This window comes from Microcella sp., from assembly GCF_046293215.1.
Lineage (GTDB): Bacteria > Actinomycetota > Actinomycetes > Actinomycetales > Microbacteriaceae > Microcella.
The window spans coordinates 122,531-145,637 of sequence record NZ_JBKBPI010000008.1 but is presented as its reverse complement, the minus strand read 5'-3'; the positions used below and the strand labels follow the sequence as shown (position 1 = coordinate 145,637).

Below are 23,107 nucleotides of genomic sequence, written 5' to 3'. Positions count from 1 at the left end.
GACCTGCATGCCGAGCACTTCACGATGCCCATCGGCGTTGACGCCGGTCGCGACGAGCACGACCGTGTTGATCACTCGCCCGCCCTCACGTACTTTCATGGTGAGGGCGTCACACGCGACGAACGTGAACGGGCCGGCATCGCTGAGCGGTCGGGTGCGGAACTCGGTGACGTGTTCGTCGAGATCAGTGGCCATGCGAGAGACCTGCGATTTCGACAGTGAGTGAATGCCGAGCGTTTTCACGAGTTTGTCCATGCGTCTCGTGGAGACGCCCGCGAGGTAGGCGTCAGCGACGACGGTGATCATCGCTGACTCGGACCGTTTGCGTCGTTCGAGGAGCCAGTCAGGGAAGTAGCTGCCCTGCCGTAGTTTCGGGATCTGCACATCGATCGTGCCGACGCGGGTATCGAGCTCGCGGGCCCGGTACCCGTTGCGGGAGTTCGTGCGGTCTGGTGAAGGGGTGCCGTACTCGGCGCCGCAGACCGCGTCGGCCTCGGCGGAAAGGAGCGTGTTGATCATGGTGTGCAGCAGGGTGCGCATCAGATCTGGCGAAGCGTCGCCCAGGGCTTGGGTGAGAACAGCAGCAGGGTCGACAATAGAAGGAGTGGTCATCGGTGTGATGCCCTTTCGAGTGAGAGTTAGAAGGCTTCTCGAAGGTGTCCCCGGTGGCCACGCTGTTCTTTCAGTGGGGCCGTTGTTACTCGGGGTTCGTTACACCACTCTACGGGGCACTACTCCTCTGGGGCCTGGATGAAACAACCGCTGACGCACAGATTGCCGAAGCTGGCACAAGAGAAGCAGGTGAGAGCAATGACGCACTACACGCACCGGATCAGGGCACATTGGGAGAGATACGCCCCGAACCACATGAAGACTTTGGCGGCTTCGAGCGAGGAGCTGGAGACACTCTTTTCGGAGATTGGAACCGAAGTGCTGGGCGAAGTGAGTTCGCTGAGCGAGGACATGGCGCGCGTGATGCTGGCGGAAATGCCCGAAGCGAGGGAGGATTATCTTACCCAGGTCGCACTGCTGACCACGGCACGGAAGATAGCGGAGGAGATCGCCATGACTCATCAACTCGCATGGATGAGCGATCCCTCGCTGACGCTGACCGAGGCTCGGCAGGAGTGGGAGGACACCCGGCCGATGGACGAGGGGCTGATGATGATCGTCGATCGGATTCAGGACAGCCCGTACCCGATCTACGCGACCGAGGAACTGGAAGAGATAGCTCAGGAGTGGGCGATCCCGATGTGGTTCTTCGAGGGCCTGATCGGAGCGGAGAACCCCTATCGTTACCTGGAGGAGCATCAGGGGATCATGGAAGAAGGGGCGAACATTCGCTTCCTCCGCGAAGTCCAGTAGCCGAGACCACCGAGCCAGCACCGCCTCACCCGACTGCTCCCCGGTTTGTGCCGGGCACGGTCGAGGCTCGCCCGCCGAGCGGAGCAAAGAGCCGCTACCACGCAAACATCGCTGCGATCCGGCTATTGCGGCAGCTTGAAGCGGAGCAACGGCCGGCCACGGAGGCTGAGCAGTCGGTGCTCGCGCGCTGGTCGAGCTGGGGTGCGGTTGCAGACGTTTTCGATACGTCGAAACCGGAGTGGGAGAACGAGCGCGCCGAGCTGCGTGAACTGCTCAGTGAGGACGAGTGGCGGGCTGCGGCTCGCACGACGATGAACGCGCACTATACCGACCCCGATGTCGTGCGTGAGATATGGCGGGCGCTCGGAGACCTCGGTTTCTCGGGCGGTCGCGTGCTCGAACCCGGTAGCGGCTCCGGTACTTTCATCGGTCTCGCACCCGAAGGTGCCCATGCGACTGGCGTGGAGCTTGACCCGATGACGGCAGCGATCAGCCGCGCACTCTACCCCCACGCGGATATTCGCACCGAGTCGTTCGCGGACTCCCGGTTTCCCGAGGGCACATTCGACGTCGCGGTGGGCAACGTGCCCTACGGGAAGATCCAGCTGCATGACCGGGTGTACAACGCCTCTGAATACGCGATCCACAATCACTTCATTATCAAGTCGCTGAGGCTCTTGCGGCCCGGTGGGCTGATGGCGGTACTTACTTCCTTTTACACGCTCGACGCGAGAAACCCTGGCCCACGCCGGGAAATGAACGCGGTCGCTGACCTCATCGGCGCGGTCAGGATGCCGAGCGGCGCGCACCGCAGGATCGCGGGCACCGAGATCGTCACCGACCTGCTACTGTTCCGTCGCCGCGCAGACGGTGAACCACCGCGCGACCTCACATGGGAGACGGTGACGCAGCTCGACTTCGACGGGAAACCGTTAAACCTGAACCGCTACTTTGACGAGCGCCCGGAGATGGCGCTCGGTGACATCGGGATGCAGCACGGCCTCTATTCGGCACTCACCCTCGTCGTGAAAGGCGACCACGAGCACGCCGCCGAGCACCTGCGGAACGCACTCGACCAGCTGACATTCCAGGCACGTCGAGAGGGGTTGACACTGACCGAGGCCGCACCGGAGGTCGAGGCGCGGCGCGCGGCATTCGTGCCATCGGAGCCCGGCAGATGGGATGGGTCAATCGTGCCGCACGACAATGGCAGCTTCGGCGTGGTCGCCGCAGGCGCAATCGTACCGTTCGCCGTACCGAAGTCAGCGGCACGAGAGCTACGAGCGCTACTCAGTTTGCGGGATCAAGCGTCGACACTGCTCACGATGGAGGCGCACTCGCTCGATGACACCCCTGAACTCGATCAGGCACGCGAGCAACTACGCCGCTCCTACCAGAAGTATGTAGGCGTCTATGGGTCGCTGAATCGCTACAAGCTGCGCAGTACGGGGCGCTTCGATGAGGACGGCAACCCGAAGTATGCGCGCACGGTGCCGACCCCGATCAGGCTGCTGCGCAGCGACCCGTTCGGGCCGCTCGTGCTCGCGCTCGAGAACTTCGAGGAAACCACTCAAGAGGCAACTCCGGCGACGTTGCTGAGCGAGCGGGTCGTGGTGCCTCGACCTGAGATTCAAGGGGTGGAGACCCCTGCGGACGCGGTGGCGGTGAGTCTCGACCGTACCGGCGGGATCGACCTGATCTTGATCGCTGATCTGCTCGGCATGAGCGAGCACGAGGCTCGCGGCGCGCTCGACGGCCTGGTGTTCACCGATCCGGTGACCGATGAACTGATTCATGCCCCGGCGTACCTTTCGGGTGACATCTACGAAAAGCTCGACGCTGCCCGTCAGCGTGCAGAGCGTGATCCCGAGTTCGCGGTGAACATCACCGCGCTGGAACAAGTGAAACCCGAACCTCTCGGCGCTGAAGACATCACGCCGAGGATCGGAGCGGTGTGGATCAGCGCGCAGATTCACCAGCAGTTCCTCACCGAGCTTCTGCAGGCCCGTGATGTCGTGGTCGAGAACCCGGTGCCAGGTATGTGGCAGGTGAAGGGCGGCAGGCACGGTATCCGCTCAACCTCTGAATGGGGCACCGAGCGTCGCTCCGCGCCCGTTCTGCTTGAAGCGCTCGCTGAGCAACGGCCCATCCTCGTCTACGACACCGAAAAGGACGTAGAGGGCAAAGAACGGCAGGTACTCAACCCAACTGAGACAGCAGCTGCGCAGGAGAAGGCGAACCAGCTGCAGGAGCGGTTCGCTGAATGGGTGTGGGAAGACCCCGAGCGCGCCCGCACCCTGGTAGACGGCTACAACCGCAGGTTCGCGTGCATCGCGCTCCGCGATTACACGAGCGCAGCCGACTATCTCACATTCCCAGGGCTTGCTGCGAACACGATCACGCTGCGCCCGCACCAGCGCGCAGCGGTAGCCCGGATGGTCGCAGAACCGTCCGTCGGTCTCTTCCATGAGGTCGGTGCCGGGAAGACCGCTGAGATGGTGTGCGGCGCGATGGAGATGCGACGTATGGGCCTCATCAACAAGCCCGTGGTCTCGGTGCCGAATCATATGTTGGAGCAGTTCTCGCGTGAGTGGTTGCAGTTATATCCGAACGCGAAGATTCTCACAGCGTCGAGCCAGGATGTGACGCGGGATCGACGGCGCGCGTTCGTCGCGCGAGCGGCGGCGAACGAGTGGGATGCGATCATCATGACGCACTCTGCGTTCGAGCGCGTGCCGCTGCGGGTGGATACTGAGCGCGAGTATCGTGACCGGCAACTCGACGGTCTCCGCGCCGCGCTTGAGGGTGCCGACAAGGATGATCGAATCAGTGTGAAGCGGATGCAGCGCGCCCTCACGATGGCCGAGGAACGCCTCAAGAAGCTCGCTGACAAACCGCGCGATTCGGGCATCAACTTCGAGGACACCGGTATCGACTACGTCATTGTGGACGAGGCGCATCTGTTTAAGAACCTCGCCACTCCTTCGAACATTCGAGATGCCGCTATCACGGGCTCCGAGCGCGCTTCTGATCTGCATATGAAGCTTGAGTATCTCCGTTCGACGGGGAGGAAAAGGATTGTGACCGCTGCGACGGCGACACCGATCTCGAACTCCATCACCGAGGCGTATGTGATGCAGCGCTACCTGCGCCCAGATCTGTTCTATGCTGCCGGGATCGGTGAGAGCTTCGACGCATGGGCGGCGACTTTTGGCGAGACGGTCACGCAGATGGAGATGTCTCCTACGGGAGCATCGTTCAGGATGAAAACGCGCTTCGCGAAGTTTCAGAATGTGCCGGAGATGCTCAGGATGTGGAGCACATTCGCTGATGTGAAGGCCGCCGAGGATCTGAAGCTCCCCGTTCCCGATATTCGCATTCGCGACGATGGCAACCGTGCCCCGCTGACCAGAGGCGTAGCCCCATCGTCCGAACTGGTGGCGTTCGTGAAGACCCTCGGTGAACGTGCCGAGATGATCGCCTCGGGCAGTGTTGACCCGCGCGAGGACAACATGCTCTCGGTCACCAGCGACGGCAGGAAAGCTGCACTCGATATGCGGCTGATCGTATCTGACGATCCCTCCGGCCCTACCAAGGTCGACGTCGCGGCCGACATGATCTTCCGTACTTGGGAAAACACCCGAGATACCGAGTACCTCGATACGGTGACCGGCGAGCCATCGCCGATCAAAGGTGCGATGCAGTTGGTGTTCTCCGACCTCTCGACACCGAACAAGGAACGGTGGAATGTGTACGAGGAACTGCGCACCCAACTCATCTACCGTGGGATGCCTGCCGAGGGTATCCGGTTCATTCACGAGGCCCGCAACGACCTCGAGAAAGGTCGCCTGTTCGCGGCTGCCCGCGCCGGGCACATCTCTGTACTTCTCGGTTCCACCGAACGCATGGGCGTCGGCACCAACGTTCAAGCACGGGCCATCGCGCTGTATCACCTTGACTGCCCTTGGCGACCCTCTGACATTGCCCAGCGCGAGGGTCGGATTCTGCGGCAGGGCAACCAGAATGAGGAAGTCGCGATCGTTAGGCTCGTCACAGAGCGTTCTTTCGACTCGTATATGTGGCAGGGCGTTGAGCGTAAAGCGAAGTTCATTTCGCAGGTGATGCGCGGCAGGCTGGATGTGCGCGAGATCGAAGAAATCGACTCCGCCTCGCTCACCGCTGCCGAGGCGAAAGCCATCTCGTCCGGCAACCCGCTGTTGCTCGATCAGGCTAATCTTCAGAGTGAAGTTACCCGGCTGCGACGGCTCGAACGGGCGCACCAGAACAACGAGCGGATGCTTGAATACACCCGTTCCCAGGCAGTTCAAGACGCTGCCCGTGCTGCCGATGACATCGAGGGGATACGGGCAGCGATCCCGAACATGATCGACACCACGGCCGAGAAGTTCCGCATCACGATCCAAGGCCGCTTCTACGATTCGCGTAGCGATGCCGGCCACGCGCTCATGGGGTGGGCAAGGCAAGCGAACATGCAGTACGCGGGGCGTCACCAAGTACAGGACTACGGCGTGATCGGGCGGATCGGTGGCTTCGACATCAGCTGCGAGCTCGTGCCCGAAATGGCCGGAGACGTGCTCGTGCGTACCAGCTTGCACGGAGTTCCGAGGGGATCGTTTACAGTCACCCGAGACTCGTTCCTGCAAGGCGGTGTCGGCCTAATCCAGCGGATCGAGAATCGTATGGCCGCACTCCCGAAGCTGCTGACCGAAGCCGAACAGGATCTAGCGCGGGCCGAACAGACCCGGCAAGATGCCGAGCAACGACTCGGGCAGCCGTTCAAGCACGCCCTCGCACTCTCTGCGGCTGAGGCCGACCTCGAAAAGGTTGAGAAGAAGATCGCCGTTATGCAGCGGCAAACCCCGGAGGAACCCACCCCTGAGCCTGAGCGGGTCTCGGCTTCGCCGCCTCGCCCAGAACTCACGGTTGAGGCGGTGCGCGCGTATCAGCCTCGGGGCGGTGTGCGCTCTGAACCCGACCAGCAGCGACCCCATACTCCAGCTGCTGCTCCCAGTGCGTTCGACCCGATGCCGCTGAGACCGTCTGGGTTGCAGATCGGGCGGTAACCGCTTCTCGGGGTGGCGACCTCACCTGCTTGTTGCCGCGCGGAGGCGCGGCGCGACATCCAAGGAGCACCACCATGAACGACAGCAGCGAACCGGCCCCCACATCTGAGCCGATCGAAACCCTCGATGCGATCATCGGGTTCTTCGCAACCGAGCCTAAGCCCAGCAGAACCCGCGACGGCGTACCCAAAATCTATGCCCGCTACGGCACCGAGCGATTCGTTCACGACCTAGAGACCGGCGGCACGATCAAGGAAGAACCGACCTTTCACGCGCTCACCGCATACTGGGGTGCTGCCGAGACAATCCTCGCTCAGTACCGCAAGGGCGACTCGTTCATCGCGCAGGGCGTGGTGCGCGTCAGCAAGCAGACTGGCAAGGAACGCTTCGAGGTCAAGCAGATCGGCCACAACACCCGACGCACCCGCTACACGGTCGACCGCAGCCCCCGCGCCGAACAGCGTGCGACAGAGCACACCGCGATGAGGCAGGCACTCAGCGCCGCGCAGGAGCACTCGACGGCAGTCAGCGCACATCCTGAGCCGCACCGCACCACACACGTGAGCGCGGCATCAGTCGGCGTGAGTCGATGAGCGAGGGCATCATGGATACGAGTGAACTTCCTCCCGACGTGGAGGCGCCCGAGTCAGAATCATCGGCATCGACATCACGAGAGTTCCCGCGTCTCGGCACTCCGGTGAACGCGGGAGGCAGAGTGAGCGCACCGCCGCGACCGATCAACTGGAACCTACTCACCAGCGAACAAGCCGAGATCGAGTGGCTCGAACTCAACAGCTGGGTGTCCTGGCTGAAACTCTCCTACGGTCTCACACCGGCAGTGCTGCCCCCGCTGTGGCACCGGCACCCCGAGCTGGTATGGGAACTCTCGGCGCTGCATTGTCATTGGCTCGGCGCCTACGATCCTGAACAGCACGCCAGCGGCCCGATCACCTGGCACCGCGACTTCACCGAAGCGCGGATGCGCCTGCGCGAATGGGTGCAAGCCTCCGGCACCCGCATCGACCGCGACCGCCCCACACGGCAAACCACTTGGCCGGGCGACACCCCGTACCCTGCGGCGGCGGAGGCCCCCATCGTTGACCGAGACGCCGACTTCGTAGAGTTCGTCAAAGCCGATGTGGCTTCGCGCCGTGCCGACGAAGACGCTTACTTCCTTCTCGTGGCTGAGCATGAAGCACGCCGCAATGCCGCAAGCGGTGATTGAGATGGTGCGCAGCTACCAGCGAAAGACTCCAGCCCTTTCCGCAGGCCGGGAGGTCAAGGTGCGCTGCGAAGACCGCGAGACCGTGGATGTGCCGTTGCTTGCGGAGGTACTCATCAGGATCGCACTCCGTTCGACATCAGCGTCTGCTGATCAGAATGAATCCGCCAAGCAGCATATCGGAAATGCCGGTCTCTCCCGGTTCTTCCAAGACGCCCTCGCGGTGAAGCAGTAGCATCGTAGACAGATACTCAAGCAAGACGTGGCACCCCTTGCGACACGGCCCCGGCGATTGCCCGGAGTGCAGTGTTCTTTCTCTCTTGCGAATCTGACCGCCACGTCACGCAGCAGCGAGTCATGCTCGGTGCTGCCTGACGAAAGGCAATCGCAATGACTCTCCTAGGTCTCCCTGCCGGTCTCGACCTCGACTCGCTCCGCAAGCTCGCTACCCAAGCAGCCAAAGCCAAACCGCAGCCCGCCCCCGGTGATGGCACCCCGCTCGCGGTGTCATACCTGCGAGTCTCGACCAAGGATCAAGCCACCCGCAACGGCCTCGAAGAAGGTCTCTCGATCCCTGCACAACGCGAAGCCGCCGAGAAGAAAGCCGCCTCGCTCGGGGCAGTGATCGTCAAAGAGTTCATCGAGCCAGGCGAATCGGCGAAGACCGCAAACCGTAAAGCGCTGCAGGAGATGCTGGAATATGTGGCGGTGAACCCCGTGCAGTTCTGCATTATCAACAAGGTCGATCGCATGGCAAGGAACCGCCTTGATGATGCCGTGATCCATGCAACGCTACGCGGGCGCAGCATCCAGCTAGTGTCGGTCACTGAGAACATCGACGAGTCGCCGTCGGGGATGCTAATGCACGGCATCCTTGCCACGATCGCGGAGTTCTATTCGCTGAACCTCGCGCAGGAGGTGGTGAAGGGCCTCCGGCAGAAAGCAGTCATGGGTGGCACTCCCGGTCGTGCCCCGCTCGGCTACCTCAACGTGCGAACCACCGAGAACGGTGCCGAGATTCGCGAGGTCACCACTGATCCCGACAGATTCGACCTTGTGAAGTTTGCGTTCGAGAGCTACGCGAATGGCGACTGGACACTCTCGATGCTCACCGAGGAAGTGAATCGGCGCGGCCTGACCACGAGACCGACACCGAAGCATCCTGAGAAGCCCCTCACCACAACGATGCTGCACAAGGTACTCACGAACCCGTATTACAAGGGCCTCGTCACGTTTCAGGGCGCAGTCTACGAGGGCAGCCACGACGTGATGGTCACACCCGAGGTCTGGTCGAAAGTGCAGCAGATTCTCGACCGCAACAACCAGCGAGGTCAGCGACCGCAGAAGCACGACCACTACCTCAAAGGCGCGCTCTACTGCTCCTGTGGGGCAAAGCTCATGCTTGAACGTCCGCAGGGAAACACGGGCGAACGGTACGACTACTTCTCCTGCTCAGGTCGCCGTCGCAAAACCACGAGTTGCACGCGAAGTGCGATCCTGGTGGAGCGGATCGAACTGAAAGTCGAGCAGGCATACGCCACGAAGTCACTCACCGAAGACCAAGCTGCCGGGGTTGGGAAGATTCTGCACGAGGTGTTCGACAGGCTCGAAGGCGGGGCCAGCGACGAGCGCGCGGCACTCACCGAGCAGAAGGCTCGCCTCGAGTCCGAACGGTTGAAGCTCGTGCAGGCGCACTACGCCGATGCGATCCCGGTCGATCTGTTGAAGAGCGAGCAAGACCGAATCCAGAACGCACTCGGCGCGATCCAGACCAGGCTCGACAGCCTGCATTCCCGCTACGCGGACGCCCGTGAAGGCCTCGAAGACATGCTCGCCGTGCTCACCGATCTGCAAGGGTTGTACCTGCGTTGCGAACCCGCTGAACGCCGGTTCCTGAACCAAGCCTTGTTCACGCGCATCATCGTGGACGAGAACGAGAACGTCGAGCTGCAGCCCCAGGCCGGTGTCGACACCGTGACTTCGCAGAGAATCAACACCTACAGCGCAGGCCCGGTAGCAACAACGAAAATGCCCCGCATTCAAGCGGGGCAAGTTTCGACTTTCGAACTTTTGGTGGAGCCTAGGGGAATCGAACCCCTGACCTCCTGCTTGCAAAGCAGGCGCTCTACCAATTGAGCTAAGGCCCCGGAGGGTTTCCAGTCTAGCCGTGGCCGCGGAGCGAGACGACCGCGCTCGTCTCGCGGGAGCGGGGTCGCGCCGCAGGAGCGGCGGCGAGACAGAAAATTGCAGTGGGGCTACCAGGACTTGAACCTGGGACCTCTTCGTTATCAGCGAAGCGCTCTAACCGCCTGAGCTATAGCCCCTCAGACCGGGGACGACTCTACACGACCCGGCCTCCTTCCCCCAATTCGGCGAGGCCATCTCGGCCCACCGCTCGAGGGTCGGAATCAGTTGTTGGTGAACCCGACGAGCAGCCCGCCGGTGACCTTAACGCTGAGGTTGTAGAGGAGCGCCGAAATCGCGCCGATTGCGGTCATGGAGACGAGGTTGATCACACCGAGGATGATCGCGAACAGCATGACCTGGCCGAGCGAGAACAGCTCCATGACGCTCGGGGAATCCTCGCCCAGAATCTCGCCGAACAATCCGTCAACCCGTTCGAGCACGCCGAGGCTGGAGACGACCACCCAGATGAAGAAGGCCGCCACGACGAGAACAACGGCACCGCAGAGCGCAATGAGGAACGACAGCTTCACGGCCGACCAGAAGTCGATGTAGACCAGCTTCAGTCGAACCTGCTTGGCGCCGACGGTGCGCTGCGACTTGCGTTGAAGCTTCTCAGCAACAGTACTCACGAGGCGGTGTCCTTCCCTGCATCCGCGGCCGGGTTGGCTGCGGGTTCGGTGCCGTCGGTCGTGTCTACCGTATCGGCCTCGGTGGTCGCCAGGTTTCGCTCACTGTTTCGGGCGATGGCGATGATGCGGTCGTCGTCGTCGGAACGTGCGAAGACGACGCCCATGGTGTCTCGTCCCTTGGCCGGAACCTCGGCGACAGACGACCGCACGACCTTACCGGACTGCATGACCACGAGCACCTCGTCATCGTCGCTGACGATTAGACCGCCGGCGAGGCCGCCGCGGTCGTCGCTCAACTTCGCCACCTTAATGCCGAGACCCCCACGACCCTGTACGCGGTACTGGTCGACCGCGGTGCGCTTCGCGTATCCGCCCTCGGTCACGACAAAGACGTAGCCATCGTCGGTCACCACATCGGCAGCCAACAGCTCGTCGCCCCCGCGGAATTTCATGCCGGTCACACCGGCGGTGGACCGACCCATGGGGCGCAATGCCTGGTCGTCAGCGGTGAACCGCAGCGACATACCGCCCCGAGACACCAGCAGGATGTCGCTGGTTTCGTGGGTCAGCATCGCCGACACCAGCTCATCGCCCTCGCGCAGGTTGATGGCGATGATGCCGCCCGTGCGGTTCGTGTCGTACTCACCGAGGGCGGTCTTCTTGATCTGACCGGCGCGCGTCGCGAGCACGAGGTACGGCGCCGCTTGGTAGTCGGAGATGTCGAGAATCTGCGCGATCTCTTCTTCAGGCTGCAGCGCCAGCAGGTTGGCCACGTGCTGGCCCTTCGCGTCACGACCCGCTTCCTGAATCTCGTAGGTCTTGAGGCGATAGACGCGCCCGGTGGTGGTGAAGAACAGCAACCAGTGATGTGTCGTGGTGACGAAGAAGTGCTCGACCACGTCATCGGCGCGCAACTGCGCGCCCCGCACACCCTTCCCACCGCGGTGCTGCGAGCGGTAGTTATCGCTGCGCGTGCGCTTGATGTACCCGCCGCGGGTCACGGTGACGACCATCTCTTCGACCGGGATCAGGTCTTCGACGCTCATGTCGCCGTCGAAGCCGTACATGATCTCGGTTCGGCGGTCGTCGCCGTAGCGGGCGACGATCTCGCTCAGCTCGTCGCTGATGATCTGCCGTTGGCGCTCGGGGCTCGCCAGGATCTCTTTGTAGTCGGCGATGAGCCGCTCGAGTTCGTCGGCCTGTTCCTGAATCTTCTGCCGCTCAAGCGCCGCGAGGCGACGCAGCTGAAGGTTGAGGATCGCCGTCGCCTGCAGCTCATCGACGCCGAGCAGTTCCATGAGCCCGTCGCGGGCTTCCTCCGTCGTCTGCGAGCGGCGGATCAGGGCGATGACCTCGTCGAGTGCGTCGAGCGCCTTGAGGTATCCGCGCAGAATGTGGGCGTCGGCCTCGGCCTTCTTCAGGCGGTACTCGGTGCGCCGAACAATCACCTCGACCTGGTGCTCCACCCAGTACGAGATGAACTGGTCAAGGGTCAGCGTGCGCGGCACACCGTCGACGATCGCGAGCATGTTCGCGCCGAAGTTGTCTTGCAGTTGGGTCTGCTTGTACAGGTTGTTCAGCACAACCCGGGCGACCGCGTCGCGCTTCAGCACGATGACGAGGCGCTGACCGGTGCGGCCCGACGACTCGTCGCGGATGTCGGCGATGCCGGCGAGCTTGCCTTCCTTGACGAGGTCGGCGATCTTGATCGCCAGGTTGTCGGGGTTGACCTGGTAGGGCAGCTCGGTGATGACGAGGCAGGTGCGGTTCTGGATCTCCTCGACCGTGACGACGGCGCGCATCGTGATCGAGCCCCGGCCCGTGCGGTAGGCGTCTTGGATGCCCTTGACGCCGAGAATCTGGGCGCCAGTCGGGAAGTCGGGCCCCTTCACGCGCTGCAGGCACGCATCCAGCAGTTCCTCGCGCGACGCGTCGGGGTTCGCGAGGTGCCAGAGGGCGGCATCGGCCACCTCCCGCAGGTTGTGCGGGGGGATGTTCGTGGCCATGCCGACCGCGATACCGACGGAGCCGTTGACCAGCAGGTTCGGGAAGCGGGAGGGCAGGATCGACGGCTCTTGCGTGCGCCCGTCGTAGTTGTCCTGGAAGTCGACGGTCTCTTCGTCGATGTCGCGCACCATCTCCATGGCGAGCGGGGCCATCTTGGTCTCGGTGTATCGAGGCGCTGCGGCGCCGTCGTTGCCGGGCGAGCCGAAGTTTCCTTGACCCGCGGCGAGCGGGTAGCGCATCGACCAGGGCTGCACGAGGCGCACCAGGGCGTCGTAGATGGCCGAGTCGCCGTGCGGGTGGAACTGCCCCATGACGTCGCCGACGACGCGGGAGCACTTCGAGAACGCCTTGTCGGGCCGGTAGCCGCCGTCGTACATCGCGTACAGAACTCGGCGGTGCACGGGCTTGAGTCCGTCGCGCACGTCCGGCAGCGCGCGCCCGACGATGACGCTCATGGCGTAGTCGAGGTACGACCGCTGCATCTCTAGTTGCAGGTCGACCTGCGTGATGCGGCCGCCGGCGCCGAACTCCTCGTCGGGGGCGGTGGGCTCGTCAGCCATCGGATTCCTTTACGTGGTGGTGTTCGGGATGCTCGGTGCGCGTCGTGCGCGCCCGATCAGATATCGAGGAAGCGAACGTCTTTGGCGTTTTGCTGGATGAAGGTGCGCCGAGCATCTACGTCTTCACCCATGAGCGTGGCGAAGACGCTGTCGGCGACCGCGGCGTCTTCGAGCGTGACCTGCATGAGGGTGCGCGTCTCGGGGTTCATGGTCGTGTCCCACAGCTCTTGGTGGTTCATCTCGCCAAGACCCTTGTAGCGCTGCACGCCGTTGTCTTTCGGGATGCGCTTGCCCGCGGCGAGCCCCGCCTCGAGCAGAGCGTCACGCTCGCGGTCGCTGAACACGTACTCGTGCTCGGCGTTCGACCACTTGAGGCGGTAGAGCGGCGGCTGGGCAAGGTAGACATAACCCCGGTCGATCAGCGGACGCATGTACCGGAACAGCAGCGTCAGCAGCAGCGTCGTGATGTGCTGGCCGTCGACGTCGGCATCAGCCATCAAGACGATCTTGTGGTACCGAACCTTGTCGGGGTCGAAGTCTTCGCCGATGTTGGCGCCGAAGGCGGTGATCATCGCCTGCACCTCGGCGTTGCCGAGCGCGCGATCGAGGCGCGCCTTCTCGACGTTCAGAATCTTTCCGCGCAGCGGCAGAATCGCCTGCGTTTCGGGGTTGCGCCCCTGCACGGCCGAGCCGCCGGCCGAGTCGCCCTCGACGATGAAGATCTCGCTGATCGACGGATCTTTCGACTGGCAGTCTTTGAGCTTGCCGGGCATGCCGCCGGATTCGAGCAGGCCCTTGCGTCGGGTCTGTTCGCGCGCCTTGCGTGCCGCGATGCGGGCGGCCGCCGCCTGCTGAGCCTTGCGAATGACATCGCGCGCCTGCTGCGGGTTGCGCTCAAACCAGTCACCCAGGAACTCACCCGTGACCTTCTGCACGAACGACTTCGCCTCGGTGTTGCCGAGCTTCGTCTTCGTCTGGCCTTCGAACTGCGGCTCGCCGAGCTTGATCGAGATCACGGCGGTGAGTCCTTCGCGCACGTCATCGCCGGAGAGGTTTTCTTCCTTCTCTTTGATGAGGTTCTTCTCGCGCGCGTACCGGTTCACGAGGGTCGTGAGGGCCGCCCGAAATCCTTCTTCGTGCGTGCCCCCCTCGTGGGTGTTGATGGTGTTCGCGTAGGTGTGCACGCTCTCGCTGTAGGCGGTCGTCCACTGCATGGCGACCTCGAGAGCAATCGTGCGCTCGGTGTCTTCCGACTCGAACGCGATGATCTCGGGATGCACAACATCGGTCTTCTTTGACGCGTTCAGGTGTTCGACGTAGTCGACGAGGCCCTTTTCGTATAGGAACTCGTCGTGCCGAGGCTCGCTTGCCGGCTGGTCGTCGGTTTCGGGGTGCGCCCGCTCATCGGTGATCGTGATGCGCAGGCCCTTGTTGAGGAACGCCATTTGCTGAAAACGCGTGCGGAGCGTCTCGTAGTCAAATTCAACGGTCTCGAAGATGTCGGAGCTTGGCCAGAAGGTGATCGTCGTACCGGTTCCCTCGACGGCGCGGCCCTTCGCGAGCGGCGCATCCGGCACACCCACCGTGTAGCTCTGAGTCCATTCGAAGCCTTGGCGCTTGACCGCGACCTCGAGTCGCTGGGACAGCGCGTTGACGACGGACGATCCGACGCCGTGCAAACCACCCGACACCGCGTAGCCTCCGCCGCCGAACTTTCCGCCGGCGTGCAGCACCGTCAGCACAACCTCGACGGTTGACCGCTTCTCAACGGGGTGTTCGTCGACCGGGATTCCGCGTCCGTTGTCGACGACGCGCACGGCACCGTCCGGAAGGATCGTCACGTGGATGGTGTCGCAGTGCCCGGCGAGGGCCTCGTCAACAGAGTTGTCGACGATCTCGTACACGAGGTGGTGGAGGCCGCGAGGGCCGGTTGACCCGATGTACATGCCGGGGCGCTTGCGCACCGCCTCGAGCCCTTCCAGAACCTGAATGTTGGCCGCGCCGTAATTGTCTGGATGAGGGGTGGTGGTCACGGGGTCCATCCTATCAATGGAAGCCCTCTCAGCGGCGCGTAAAGGGCCCTCTGGGGAGATTTCTCGCGCGTTGTGGACTGATTCGTCGTCTCAGCCGTAGGTATCGCGTGGACCGCGTCCCGGGATCGATCGCGGCCCACGCTTCCAGCTGGGGGCACTCGGGCCGATGAATCGGATGCTCGAGATCTGCGCATCGGGAAAACGGCGGGTGATCGAGGTGACCATCTCGCTCCGCATCATGCGCAACTGCGTGGCCCAGGCGGTGGAATCACACTGCACCGACAGGACGCCGTCCTCAATGCCGACCGGTTCGGTGTGCGACGCCACCTCCGGGCCGACGAGCTCTGACCATGACGTCAGCAATTCGCCCCGCGCAAGCGGTGACGTCCAGCCCATGGTGCGACTGACGCCGTCCAGGACGTCCCCGAGGCCCGCCGGGTCGCGTCCGGTGCCGTAGGGCGTCGACGAACCGGGAGTGTGTCGTGAACGGCGTCGTGCATCCCTCGATCGCATCGCAGGATCACCGAAGACGCGTCGCAGTCGGCGATAGACCGCGCTCGCTTCACTCTCGGGGCCGACCTCATCGTCATCGGTCATGCGTCGCCGCCCTCATCCGTGACGGGAATGGTGCCCGCGACGATCGGGATGCGGGTGGCCGCCAAGCGTTCGGGCACGTCGTTCTCAACGGCCGCCGTGATGAGAACCTGCTCGAAGTCGGCGACGGCGTCAGCCAGTCGCTCGCGGCGGCCCTCGTCGAGTTCGGCGAACACGTCGTCGAGGATCACGATGGGATCACCCGCGACGGCGTCGGCGCGCAGAACACGGGCGGCGGCCAGCTTGAGGGCGAGTGCGTATGACCAGCTCTCCCCGTGGCTGGCGTGCGTGCGCGCGGGAAGGTCGTTGAGCGTCAGCACCAGATCGTCGCGGTGGGGACCGACGAGGGTGATGGCGCGCTCTAGTTCTGCGCGGCGGCGTTCGGCAAGCGAGAAGCGAAACTGCTCCGCCGCCCGATCGGTGTCGAGTTCGTCCCGGTCATCCAGGGGTGCATCGCCCCCCGGGTCGGCAGCCGAGTGGCGCATTCCCATGGTCGCCGCGTGATCATCCCCGGCGACAGCGGAATACCCGGCGGCGAGGTGGGGGCGCAATTCCGCGACAAGGGCCATTCGTGCGGCCATGATCTCGACGCCAAGAGTAACAAGCCGCTCGTCCCAGACATCGAGGGTCGTGAGAGTGTCGGCCGACAGACGAGAGGCCCTGGCCGACTTGAGGAGCGAATTACGCTGTCGCAGGACCCGCTCGTAGTCGCCGATGGTGCCCGCCATGCGCGGCGAACGCTGAACGACAAGAGCATCCAGAAATGCGCGCCTGCCCGAGGGTTCACCACGCACCAGCGCGAGATCTTCGGGAGCGAACAAGACGGTATGGACGTAGCGCGGCAGTTCACGCATGCGCACCACCGACCCGTTGACCTGCGCGCGATTGGTTCCCGACTTGTTGAGCTGAAGCTCCACGACGATCGCGCGGTCGTCGTGGGCAACGCGCATTCTGACGATGGCGGCATCCTCGCCGGCGCGAACGAGCGCGGCATCACCGGCAACGCGGTGTGATCCACCGAGAGACGGATAGCTGATGGCCTCGACAAGATTGGTCTTGCCCTGCCCGTTACGGCCAACCAGCAGAGTCGGCCCGGCGGCGAGGGCGAGCTCGGCGCGAGCGTAGTTGCGAAAGTTGGCGAGGCTTAGATGGGTAACGTGCACAGCGCTCCGAGTGCGCCGCGAGCTAGCGCAGCAGCAGGTTCGGCTGCAGCAGGTAACGGTAGCTGTCAGAGCCGGCCTGATCTTTCGAGGTCTGGCTCGTAATCAACACGGGGCCGGGCTTACCCGGGTTATCGGTCTTCGTGAACGAGATGCGCACGAATTCCGAGTGCACGGCCGACAGGCCGTCGATGAGGAACTGGGGCTTGAGCGACACGACCGTGCTCTCCCCCGAGAGGTGCGCGTCGATCGTCTCTTGCGCCTGCGCGTTCTCACTGCCGATCGCCTCGAGAGTGAGGCCGTCGTCGCTGAAGCTGTACCGGAGCGCCGCGTCACGCTCAAGCACGAGGGCGACACGACGGGTCGCCTCGATGAGCTCTGCCGTGTTCATCACGGCGTAGTTCTCGGGCGACTCTGGGAACAGCCGCTTGACGGGTGGGAAGTTTCCCTTGATCAACAGGGATGTCACGGTCTTGTTGTCGGCCGAGAACGCGATGAGCTCACGATCGCCACCGCTGACGATCGTCACGGTGACCTGGGCCGAGTGCGCGAAGATTTTCGCGGTCTCCGACAGCGTGCGCGCGGGCACGAGTGCCGTCGTGCCGTCGGACGTCCCCGTCGACTCCCAGTCGATCCCGCGGACGGCAACGCGATAGCGGTCGGTTGCGACCAACGACAGCGAGGTTCCCGACGTTTCGAGCTGCACACCCGTGATGACCGGCGTGACGTCATCGCGGGAGGCGGCGACGGCAACCTGTGAGACGGCGTCGGCGAAGGCCTCACCCGGCAGCAGCCCACTGTCTCCGTCGATGACCGGAAGGCTCGGGTACTCCTCCACCGGCATGAGCGACAGCGCGAATCGCGCTGATCCGCACCGCACGGCGACCTTGTTGTCGTCGAGCGAGAACTCGACGGGAGCGTTGGGCAACCGGGAGGCAATGTCGGCCAAGAGGCGCCCGGACACCAAGACGGTGCCGTCGGTCTCGACATCGGCGGTGATGCTGGTCTGCGCTGACACTTCGTAGTCGAACGACGACAGGGTCACGGTGCCGTTTTCGGCACGCAGCAGCACGCCGGAGAGGATCGGCAGTGTCGTGCGCTGGGGAAGGAGGCGAACAGCGAACGACACGGCGTCGCTGAAGACATCGCGATTGACCTGGAACTTCACGTCGATTCCCTCTTCCGTCGGGCGATCCGGGAGTGCCGGGAGTGCCGGGAGTCCCATACTGGCACAGCGCTCGAGGGAAACGATTGTGGTTCTGTGCCCCGACAAGGGTTATCTCCTGACCATCATGAAGAAGAACAAGAAATAAGAGCGTTAACCGCTGTGCACAGTGTGGACAACCCTGCTCGATGCCCGTGATGACGGGAAACCACATGTGTGTAACTTGTGGAAACTGGTCCGGGATCGGCGGAATGTTAAGGGGATGACGCGGAGGCGGTTCGAGCATCCGCTCACACCCTTTGGCGCACTGTCCGCAATTCATCCCCAAGCGAGCTCGGCGTTTTCCACAGGCTGTCCCCAGTGTGGGTAAACACCGCTGAACCTGGTGTTCTTCTGTGACGGCACGACAAAAAGCCCGGAATCCCGGGTTTTTTGACTCTGAGTGAACGCTGTGAGGGCGCCCGCTGCCGCTAGCTGTAGCGGTGGTTCTGCTTGATGCGGCTGGTCAACTCGGTGACCTGGTTGTAGATCGAGCGGCGCTCCTTCATGAGCTCGCTGATCTTCTTGTTGGCGTACATGACCGTGGTGTGGTCGCGGTTACCGAACAGCTGCCCAATCTTTGGCAGCGACAGGTTCGTCAGTTCGCGACACAGATACATAGCGATCTGTCGTGCGGTGGCGACCGCCTGCGAGCGCGACGATCCATAGAGGTCGTCGACCGTCAGCTTGAAGTAGGCGGCCGTGTGATTGATGATGTCGACCGGCGCGATGACGTTGTCTTCGTCGAGCGTGATCAGATCTTTCAGTACGGTCTGCACGAGCTGCAGGTCGACGGGTGTGCGGTTCAGGTTCGCGAACGCCGTGACACGGATGAGCGTGCCTTCCAGCTCTCGGATGTTGCTGGAGACCTTCGACGCCATGTACTCCAGCACATCGTCGCGCACTTGCAGTCGGTCGTTTTGTGCCTTCTTGCGCAGGATCGCGATACGCGTTTCGAGGTCGGGCGCCTGGACATCGGTAATGAGTCCCCACTCGAACCGACTGCGCATGCGGTCTTCGAAGCCCGTGAGGTGCTTAGGCGGGAGGTCGGAGGTGATGACGACCTGCTTGTTGTGATCGTGCAGCGTATTGAAGGTGTGGAAGAACGCCTCCTGCGTGGAGTCCTTGCCCTGCAGGAACTGGATGTCGTCGATCAGCAGAATGTCGATCTCGCGGTAGCGCGACTGGAACAGGCTTGCGCGGTTGTTGGCGATCGAATTGATGAAGTCGTTGGTGAACTCTTCCGAGCTCACGTACCGCACGCGGATCCCGGGATAGAGGTTCTCGGCGTAGTGACCGATCGCGTGCAGCAGATGGGTCTTGCCGAGCCCCGATTCCCCGTAGACGAACAGCGGGTTGTACGCCTTCGCGGGCGCCTCGGCCACGGCGACGGCTGCGGCGTGAGCGAAGCGGTTCGACCCGCCAATCACGAAGTTGTCGAAGCTGTACTTGTCGTTGAGCCGACTGTCACCGCGACGTGAGGCGACATCGATCGGCGCCGGCGACGCCGGCTGCTCGATATAGCCGGATGCTGTGGGCTGGTCGCTGAGCTCGGGTGCCGCGTCGAACGTCTCCGCCTGCATGTCCGGATTCACAACGATGGCGAAGCTTGAGATGTCATCGCCCGCCACCGCGGTGATCGCGGCGAGCAGCGGGAGGCGGATGCGTTGTTCGAGCATGCCGCGGGTCAGTTCGTTCGGCACTTCCAGGTAGAGGGTGCCGGCCATAACGCCGCGGGGAACAACGAGGTTGATAAAGCCGACGAGCTGCGGGGTGATGCGGTCGTCTGCGACGAGGTGTGCCTTCACCGAATCCCATAGTGCGCTGACGGGTTCGGTGTCGTCGGTCATGGCGCAGTGTCCCTCTCGTCGGTGCAGGTCGGTGTGGCGTCGCGGGGACGACGTCGAGCATCCCTCTGGCGTGCCGTGGGCCTACTGTAGTTCGCCAACCGTGTCGTTACCACTGGTGCGCGCCAGGGCGACGATAATGCGCGGCGGGCTGCTTCCCGTTTGACCGGGCGTGTCCCGAAGCCTATTGTTAACCGGTTGACTTCTGCCGTGCGGCGCGCGCCCACGAGCCAGCAGACCCCACATCGTCGCTCCCTCGAGGGGCCGAGGAGACCATCATGAGCAAGCGTACGTTCCAGCCCAACAACCGTCGTCGCGCCAAGGTGCACGGCTTCCGCCTTCGCATGCGCACCCGCGCCGGCCGCGCGATTCTCGCGAACCGCCGTCGCAAGGGCCGCACCGAACTCTCGGCCTAGGGCTTCGTCGCGCCGTGCTCGCCCGCGCCCATCGGGTGAGGTCGGGTGCCGACTTCCGCGAGACCATGCGCCGAGGGCGTAAAGCAGCAAGCCCCGCGGCCGTGGTGTACGCCCGCAGCAGCATGACAACCGCCCCCGCACGCTTCGGCATCATCGTGTCGAAGGCTGTCGGGGGCGCTGTCGTACGCAATCGCGTCAAGCGCCGGGGGCGCGCGGTGTGTGCAGAACTGATCTCGACCATCCCGGTCGGAAACGTCGTGGTGGTTCGCATGCTCCCAGCGGCAGCCGAGGTGACGTGGGATACCCTGCGGGAGCAGCTGACCACATCCATTCGGCGGGCGGTGAACGCGTGACAGACCACCCCGTGGTGAGTGCGTTTCGGTTGCTGTCGCTGATTCCCCGCAACGCCGTTGTCGCCGTTCTTCACGTGTATCGGGCAGTCATCTCTCCGCTGTACGGCGATGTATGTCGGTACTACCCCAGTTGCTCGGCCTACGGCTTGCAGTCGGTTCAGCAGCACGGCGTTCTACGCGGAAGCTGGTTGACTGTGCGACGACTTGCGCGATGCCACCCGTGGGCGGCCGGAGGTGTCGACGATCCTCCGGTTCGCGAGCACTCCCCCTATCGCGTTACCCGCTTCGGCTTCATCGTCCTCGATAGAAAGGCGTAACCCCGTCATGGAACTGGGTTTCTTCGGAACACTCCTCTGGCCCATCAAGTGGGTGATCGAAGCGATTCTCGTTGGCTTCCACTCGCTGCTGATGCTCGCCGGCCTCGAGTCGGCGGCCGGCGTCACGTGGGTGCTGTCCATCGTTGGGCTCGTCATCGTGATTCGCGCGTTGTTGATCCCCGTCTTCGTGCGGCAGATCAAGTCTCAGCGCAAGATGCTCGAGATCTCGCCTGAGCTCAAGAAGATTCAAGACAAGTACCGCGGTAAGAAAGACCAGTTCTCGCGCGAAGCGATGTCGCGCGAAACCATGAACCTCTACAAGAAGCACGGGACGAACCCCCTGTCGTCGTGCCTGCCCCTGCTGCTGCAGATGCCGATCTTCTTCGGCCTGTTCTCGGTGCTCAACGACGCCTATGCCGGCCGCGACAGCGTGGGTCTGCTGACCCCGGAACTCTCGACGGAGTTCGGAAGCGCGAGCCTGTTCGGGGTGGCCCCGCTCGGCCTCACCATGGCGACGAGTGACGGAAACGTCGCGGTCATCATCATTGCGATCGTCCTGGTCATTCTCATGACCGGATCGCAGTTCCTCACGCAGCTTCAGATCATGGCGAAGAACCAGTCGCCCGAGATGAAGAACTCCCCCATGTATCGCCAGCAGAAGATCCTGCTGTACCTGCTGCCGTTGGTCTTCGTCTTCTCGGGCGCCTTCTTCCCGTTGGGCGTGATGTTCTACTGGTTCGTCTCGAACATCTGGACCATGGTCCAGCAGTTCATCGTCATCCGAAACATGCCGACTCCCGGAAGCGAGGCGGCGCTCGCACGCGAAGCACGTCTGGCGAAGAAGCGTCAGAAGAAGGGCCTGCCGGATCCCGCGGACGACGCGGGTGGTGCCGTTGCCGTTGAGGAGCCCGTCAAGACACAGCGTCAGCAACCCGTGTCGAAAGCGCGCGCGAAGAAGCAGAACAAGAAGGGCGGTCGTTAGGCCATGACCGAAACCACTCGCACCGCTCCCCCGTCGTCCGTTGCCGACGAGGGCGACATCGCTGCGGACTACCTCGAAGAACTTCTGGACATCGCTGATCTGGATGGTGACATCGAGATCGACGAGCGCGGGGGCCGGGTCTATCTCTCCGTCGATGCTGACGACCGTGACGCCCTGCGGCTGCTGTCAAAGCCCGAGACGGTCAGTGCGTTGCAGGAACTCACGCGTCTGGCCGTGCACGTGAAGACCGGTGAGTTTTCGCGACTGATTCTGGACATTGCGGGTTCGCGCGACGCTCGGGCGACCGAGTTGGCGCGTCTGGTCGATCGCGCCATCGAACGCATCGATGCTGGCGCGTCGTCAGCCGCACTGCCTCCGATGTCGAGTTACGAGCGCAAGCTCGTCCACGACATCGTCGCCGAGCGTGGCTTCACCTCGGAGTCTGAGGGTGAGGGCGCGGAGCGCCACACCGTCATTCGCCGCGCCTAGGACGTTTCACGTGAAACATTCCGACGTCGAGCCGGAGCCTGCGAGCGCGGCCTCGCTGTTCGGGGCGGAGATCGATGTGGCGCGGTCGTTCGCCCAGCGCCTCGCCGACGTCGGCGAAGAGTTGGGTCTGATCGGCCCGATCGAGCGCCAGCGGCTCTGGACGCGCCACATCATCAACTGCGCGCTGGTGGCCCCGTACCTCCGCGTGGGCGGTCGAGTCGCCGATGTGGGGAGCGGCGCGGGTTTACCCGGGCTCGTCCTCGCGATCGCGCGACCGGACGTCGAGGTTGTGCTGATTGAGCCGATGGAGCGGCGCACCGAATGGCTGCTCGACGAGTCGCGCCGCCTCGGATTGCGGAACGTCACGGTGCTGCGTGCGCGGGCAGAGGAAGCGATCGACGCTGGGCCGTTTGATCAGGTAACGGCACGCGCGGTCAAGGCGTTGCGCCAGCTGATCCCGATGACCCGACCCCTTCTCGCGCCGGGGGGAGAGATGCTCTTTCTCAAGGGAGCGCGCCTCGAGGTAGAGATCGAGGAGAGCGCCAAGCAGCGCCGGGCCGCCCGCCTGTCTGAGCCCGAGGTGCTGATTCTTGGCGAGGGCGTCGTGCCGGAACCGACGCGCCTCTTTCGGGCTACAGTGGTCGAGGCCTCCTGATTC

At 63.5% G+C, this 23,107-nt stretch carries 20 protein-coding genes, 2 tRNA genes and 1 pseudogene; 12 read left to right on the top strand and 11 right to left on the bottom strand.

Annotation, left to right across the window (positions count from 1 at the left end; all coding sequences use genetic code 11):
• Positions 1–612 (bottom strand): transposase (locus ACK4SC_RS08885; RefSeq protein ID WP_409617155.1); only part of this gene is annotated, 612 nt, incomplete at its 3' end.
• 198 nt (positions 613–810) lie between these two features.
• Between ACK4SC_RS08885 and ACK4SC_RS08880 the strand changes: the two genes are divergently transcribed.
• The 6 genes and pseudogenes from ACK4SC_RS08880 to ACK4SC_RS08855 form a co-directional block, all read left to right on the top strand.
• Positions 811–1,365: a hypothetical protein gene (locus tag ACK4SC_RS08880; protein WP_071046098.1), complete on the top strand. Its 555-nt coding sequence runs from the start codon at positions 811–813 to the stop codon at positions 1,363–1,365.
• A gap of 47 nt (positions 1,366–1,412) precedes the next feature.
• Positions 1,413–6,449, top strand: a complete 5,037-nt coding sequence (locus tag ACK4SC_RS08875; protein WP_409617153.1) for a helicase — start codon at positions 1,413–1,415, stop codon at positions 6,447–6,449.
• Positions 6,450–6,523: 74 nt separating this feature from the next.
• Positions 6,524–7,042, top strand: coding sequence for a single-stranded DNA-binding protein (locus ACK4SC_RS08870; protein ID WP_071043335.1), 519 nt, complete (start codon positions 6,524–6,526; stop codon positions 7,040–7,042).
• Entirely contained in the window at positions 7,039–7,674 is a 636-nt protein-coding gene (locus tag ACK4SC_RS08865) for a hypothetical protein (protein ID WP_143003621.1), read from the top strand. Before ACK4SC_RS08870 ends, ACK4SC_RS08865 begins: the two co-directional genes overlap by 4 nt.
• Positions 7,640–7,906 (top strand): hypothetical protein, encoded by a 267-nt coding sequence (locus tag ACK4SC_RS08860; protein ID WP_143003620.1) that lies wholly within the window; start codon positions 7,640–7,642, stop codon positions 7,904–7,906. The genes ACK4SC_RS08865 and ACK4SC_RS08860 overlap by 35 nt, the downstream gene beginning before the upstream one ends.
• 155 nt (positions 7,907–8,061) lie before the next feature.
• A pseudogene (locus ACK4SC_RS08855) lies at positions 8,062–9,192 on the top strand (recombinase family protein); the annotation flags it as partial.
• 24 nt (positions 9,193–9,216) lie between these two features.
• On the opposite strand, the gene ACK4SC_RS08850 reads toward ACK4SC_RS08855, so the two are convergent.
• The 10 genes from ACK4SC_RS08850 to dnaA all read right to left on the bottom strand — a co-directional run bounded on the left by ACK4SC_RS08850 (position 9,217) and on the right by dnaA (position 19,895).
• Complete coding sequence (locus ACK4SC_RS08850) at positions 9,217–9,723, bottom strand: hypothetical protein (RefSeq protein WP_139770613.1); 507 nt, start codon at positions 9,721–9,723, stop codon at positions 9,217–9,219.
• Between the two features lie 19 nt (positions 9,724–9,742).
• Positions 9,743–9,818: transfer RNA gene (locus ACK4SC_RS08845), tRNA-Ala, on the bottom strand.
• A 103-nt stretch (positions 9,819–9,921) separates the two neighbouring features.
• Positions 9,922–9,995 (bottom strand) — tRNA-Ile (locus ACK4SC_RS08840).
• Between the two features lie 84 nt (positions 9,996–10,079).
• Entirely contained in the window at positions 10,080–10,487 is a 408-nt protein-coding gene (locus ACK4SC_RS08835) for a DUF3566 domain-containing protein (protein ID WP_409617151.1), read from the bottom strand.
• On the bottom strand, positions 10,484–13,054 hold the full coding sequence (gene gyrA / locus ACK4SC_RS08830) for a DNA gyrase subunit A (protein WP_409617150.1): 2,571 nt from the start codon (positions 13,052–13,054) through the stop codon (positions 10,484–10,486). The genes ACK4SC_RS08835 and gyrA overlap by 4 nt, the downstream gene beginning before the upstream one ends.
• Before the next feature lie 56 nt (positions 13,055–13,110).
• Positions 13,111–15,096: a DNA topoisomerase (ATP-hydrolyzing) subunit B gene (gene gyrB / locus ACK4SC_RS08825; protein ID WP_409617148.1), complete on the bottom strand. Its 1,986-nt coding sequence runs from the start codon at positions 15,094–15,096 to the stop codon at positions 13,111–13,113.
• 81 nt (positions 15,097–15,177) lie between these two features.
• Positions 15,178–15,684, bottom strand: a complete 507-nt coding sequence (locus tag ACK4SC_RS08820) for a DUF721 domain-containing protein (RefSeq protein WP_409617146.1) — start codon at positions 15,682–15,684, stop codon at positions 15,178–15,180.
• Positions 15,681–16,844, bottom strand: coding sequence for a DNA replication/repair protein RecF (gene recF, locus ACK4SC_RS08815; protein WP_409617144.1), 1,164 nt, complete (start codon positions 16,842–16,844; stop codon positions 15,681–15,683). Before recF ends, ACK4SC_RS08820 begins: the two co-directional genes overlap by 4 nt.
• Positions 16,845–16,866: 22 nt before the next feature.
• Positions 16,867–18,009 (bottom strand): DNA polymerase III subunit beta, encoded by a 1,143-nt coding sequence (gene dnaN, locus ACK4SC_RS08810; protein WP_409617142.1) that lies wholly within the window; start codon positions 18,007–18,009, stop codon positions 16,867–16,869.
• A 467-nt stretch (positions 18,010–18,476) separates the two neighbouring features.
• Positions 18,477–19,895, bottom strand: a complete 1,419-nt coding sequence (dnaA, locus tag ACK4SC_RS08805; protein ID WP_409617140.1) for a chromosomal replication initiator protein DnaA — start codon at positions 19,893–19,895, stop codon at positions 18,477–18,479.
• Between the two features lie 275 nt (positions 19,896–20,170).
• Here dnaA and rpmH point away from each other — a divergent pair, with 275 nt between their 5' ends.
• From rpmH to rsmG, 6 genes are all read left to right on the top strand, one after another.
• Complete coding sequence (gene rpmH, locus ACK4SC_RS08800; RefSeq protein WP_026940492.1) at positions 20,171–20,308, top strand: 50S ribosomal protein L34; 138 nt, start codon at positions 20,171–20,173, stop codon at positions 20,306–20,308.
• Between the two features lie 65 nt (positions 20,309–20,373).
• Positions 20,374–20,661 carry a ribonuclease P protein component gene (gene rnpA / locus ACK4SC_RS08795; RefSeq protein WP_409617177.1) on the top strand — a complete coding sequence of 96 codons (288 nt, stop codon included), beginning with the start codon at positions 20,374–20,376 and terminating at the stop codon, positions 20,659–20,661.
• Positions 20,604–20,978: a membrane protein insertion efficiency factor YidD gene (yidD, locus tag ACK4SC_RS08790; RefSeq protein ID WP_409617138.1), complete on the top strand. Its 375-nt coding sequence runs from the start codon at positions 20,604–20,606 to the stop codon at positions 20,976–20,978. The genes rnpA and yidD overlap by 58 nt, the downstream gene beginning before the upstream one ends.
• Positions 20,979–20,991: 13 nt before the next feature.
• The gene (gene yidC / locus ACK4SC_RS08785) at positions 20,992–21,960 is read left to right on the top strand and encodes a membrane protein insertase YidC (protein WP_409617175.1); all 969 of its coding nucleotides are present in this window, start codon (positions 20,992–20,994) and stop codon (positions 21,958–21,960) included.
• 3 nt (positions 21,961–21,963) lie between these two features.
• Positions 21,964–22,449, top strand: a complete 486-nt coding sequence (locus ACK4SC_RS08780) for a protein jag (protein ID WP_409617136.1) — start codon at positions 21,964–21,966, stop codon at positions 22,447–22,449.
• Between the two features lie 10 nt (positions 22,450–22,459).
• Positions 22,460–23,104, top strand: coding sequence for a 16S rRNA (guanine(527)-N(7))-methyltransferase RsmG (gene rsmG / locus ACK4SC_RS08775; protein WP_409617135.1), 645 nt, complete (start codon positions 22,460–22,462; stop codon positions 23,102–23,104).
• Positions 23,105–23,107: the final 3 nt, after the last annotated feature.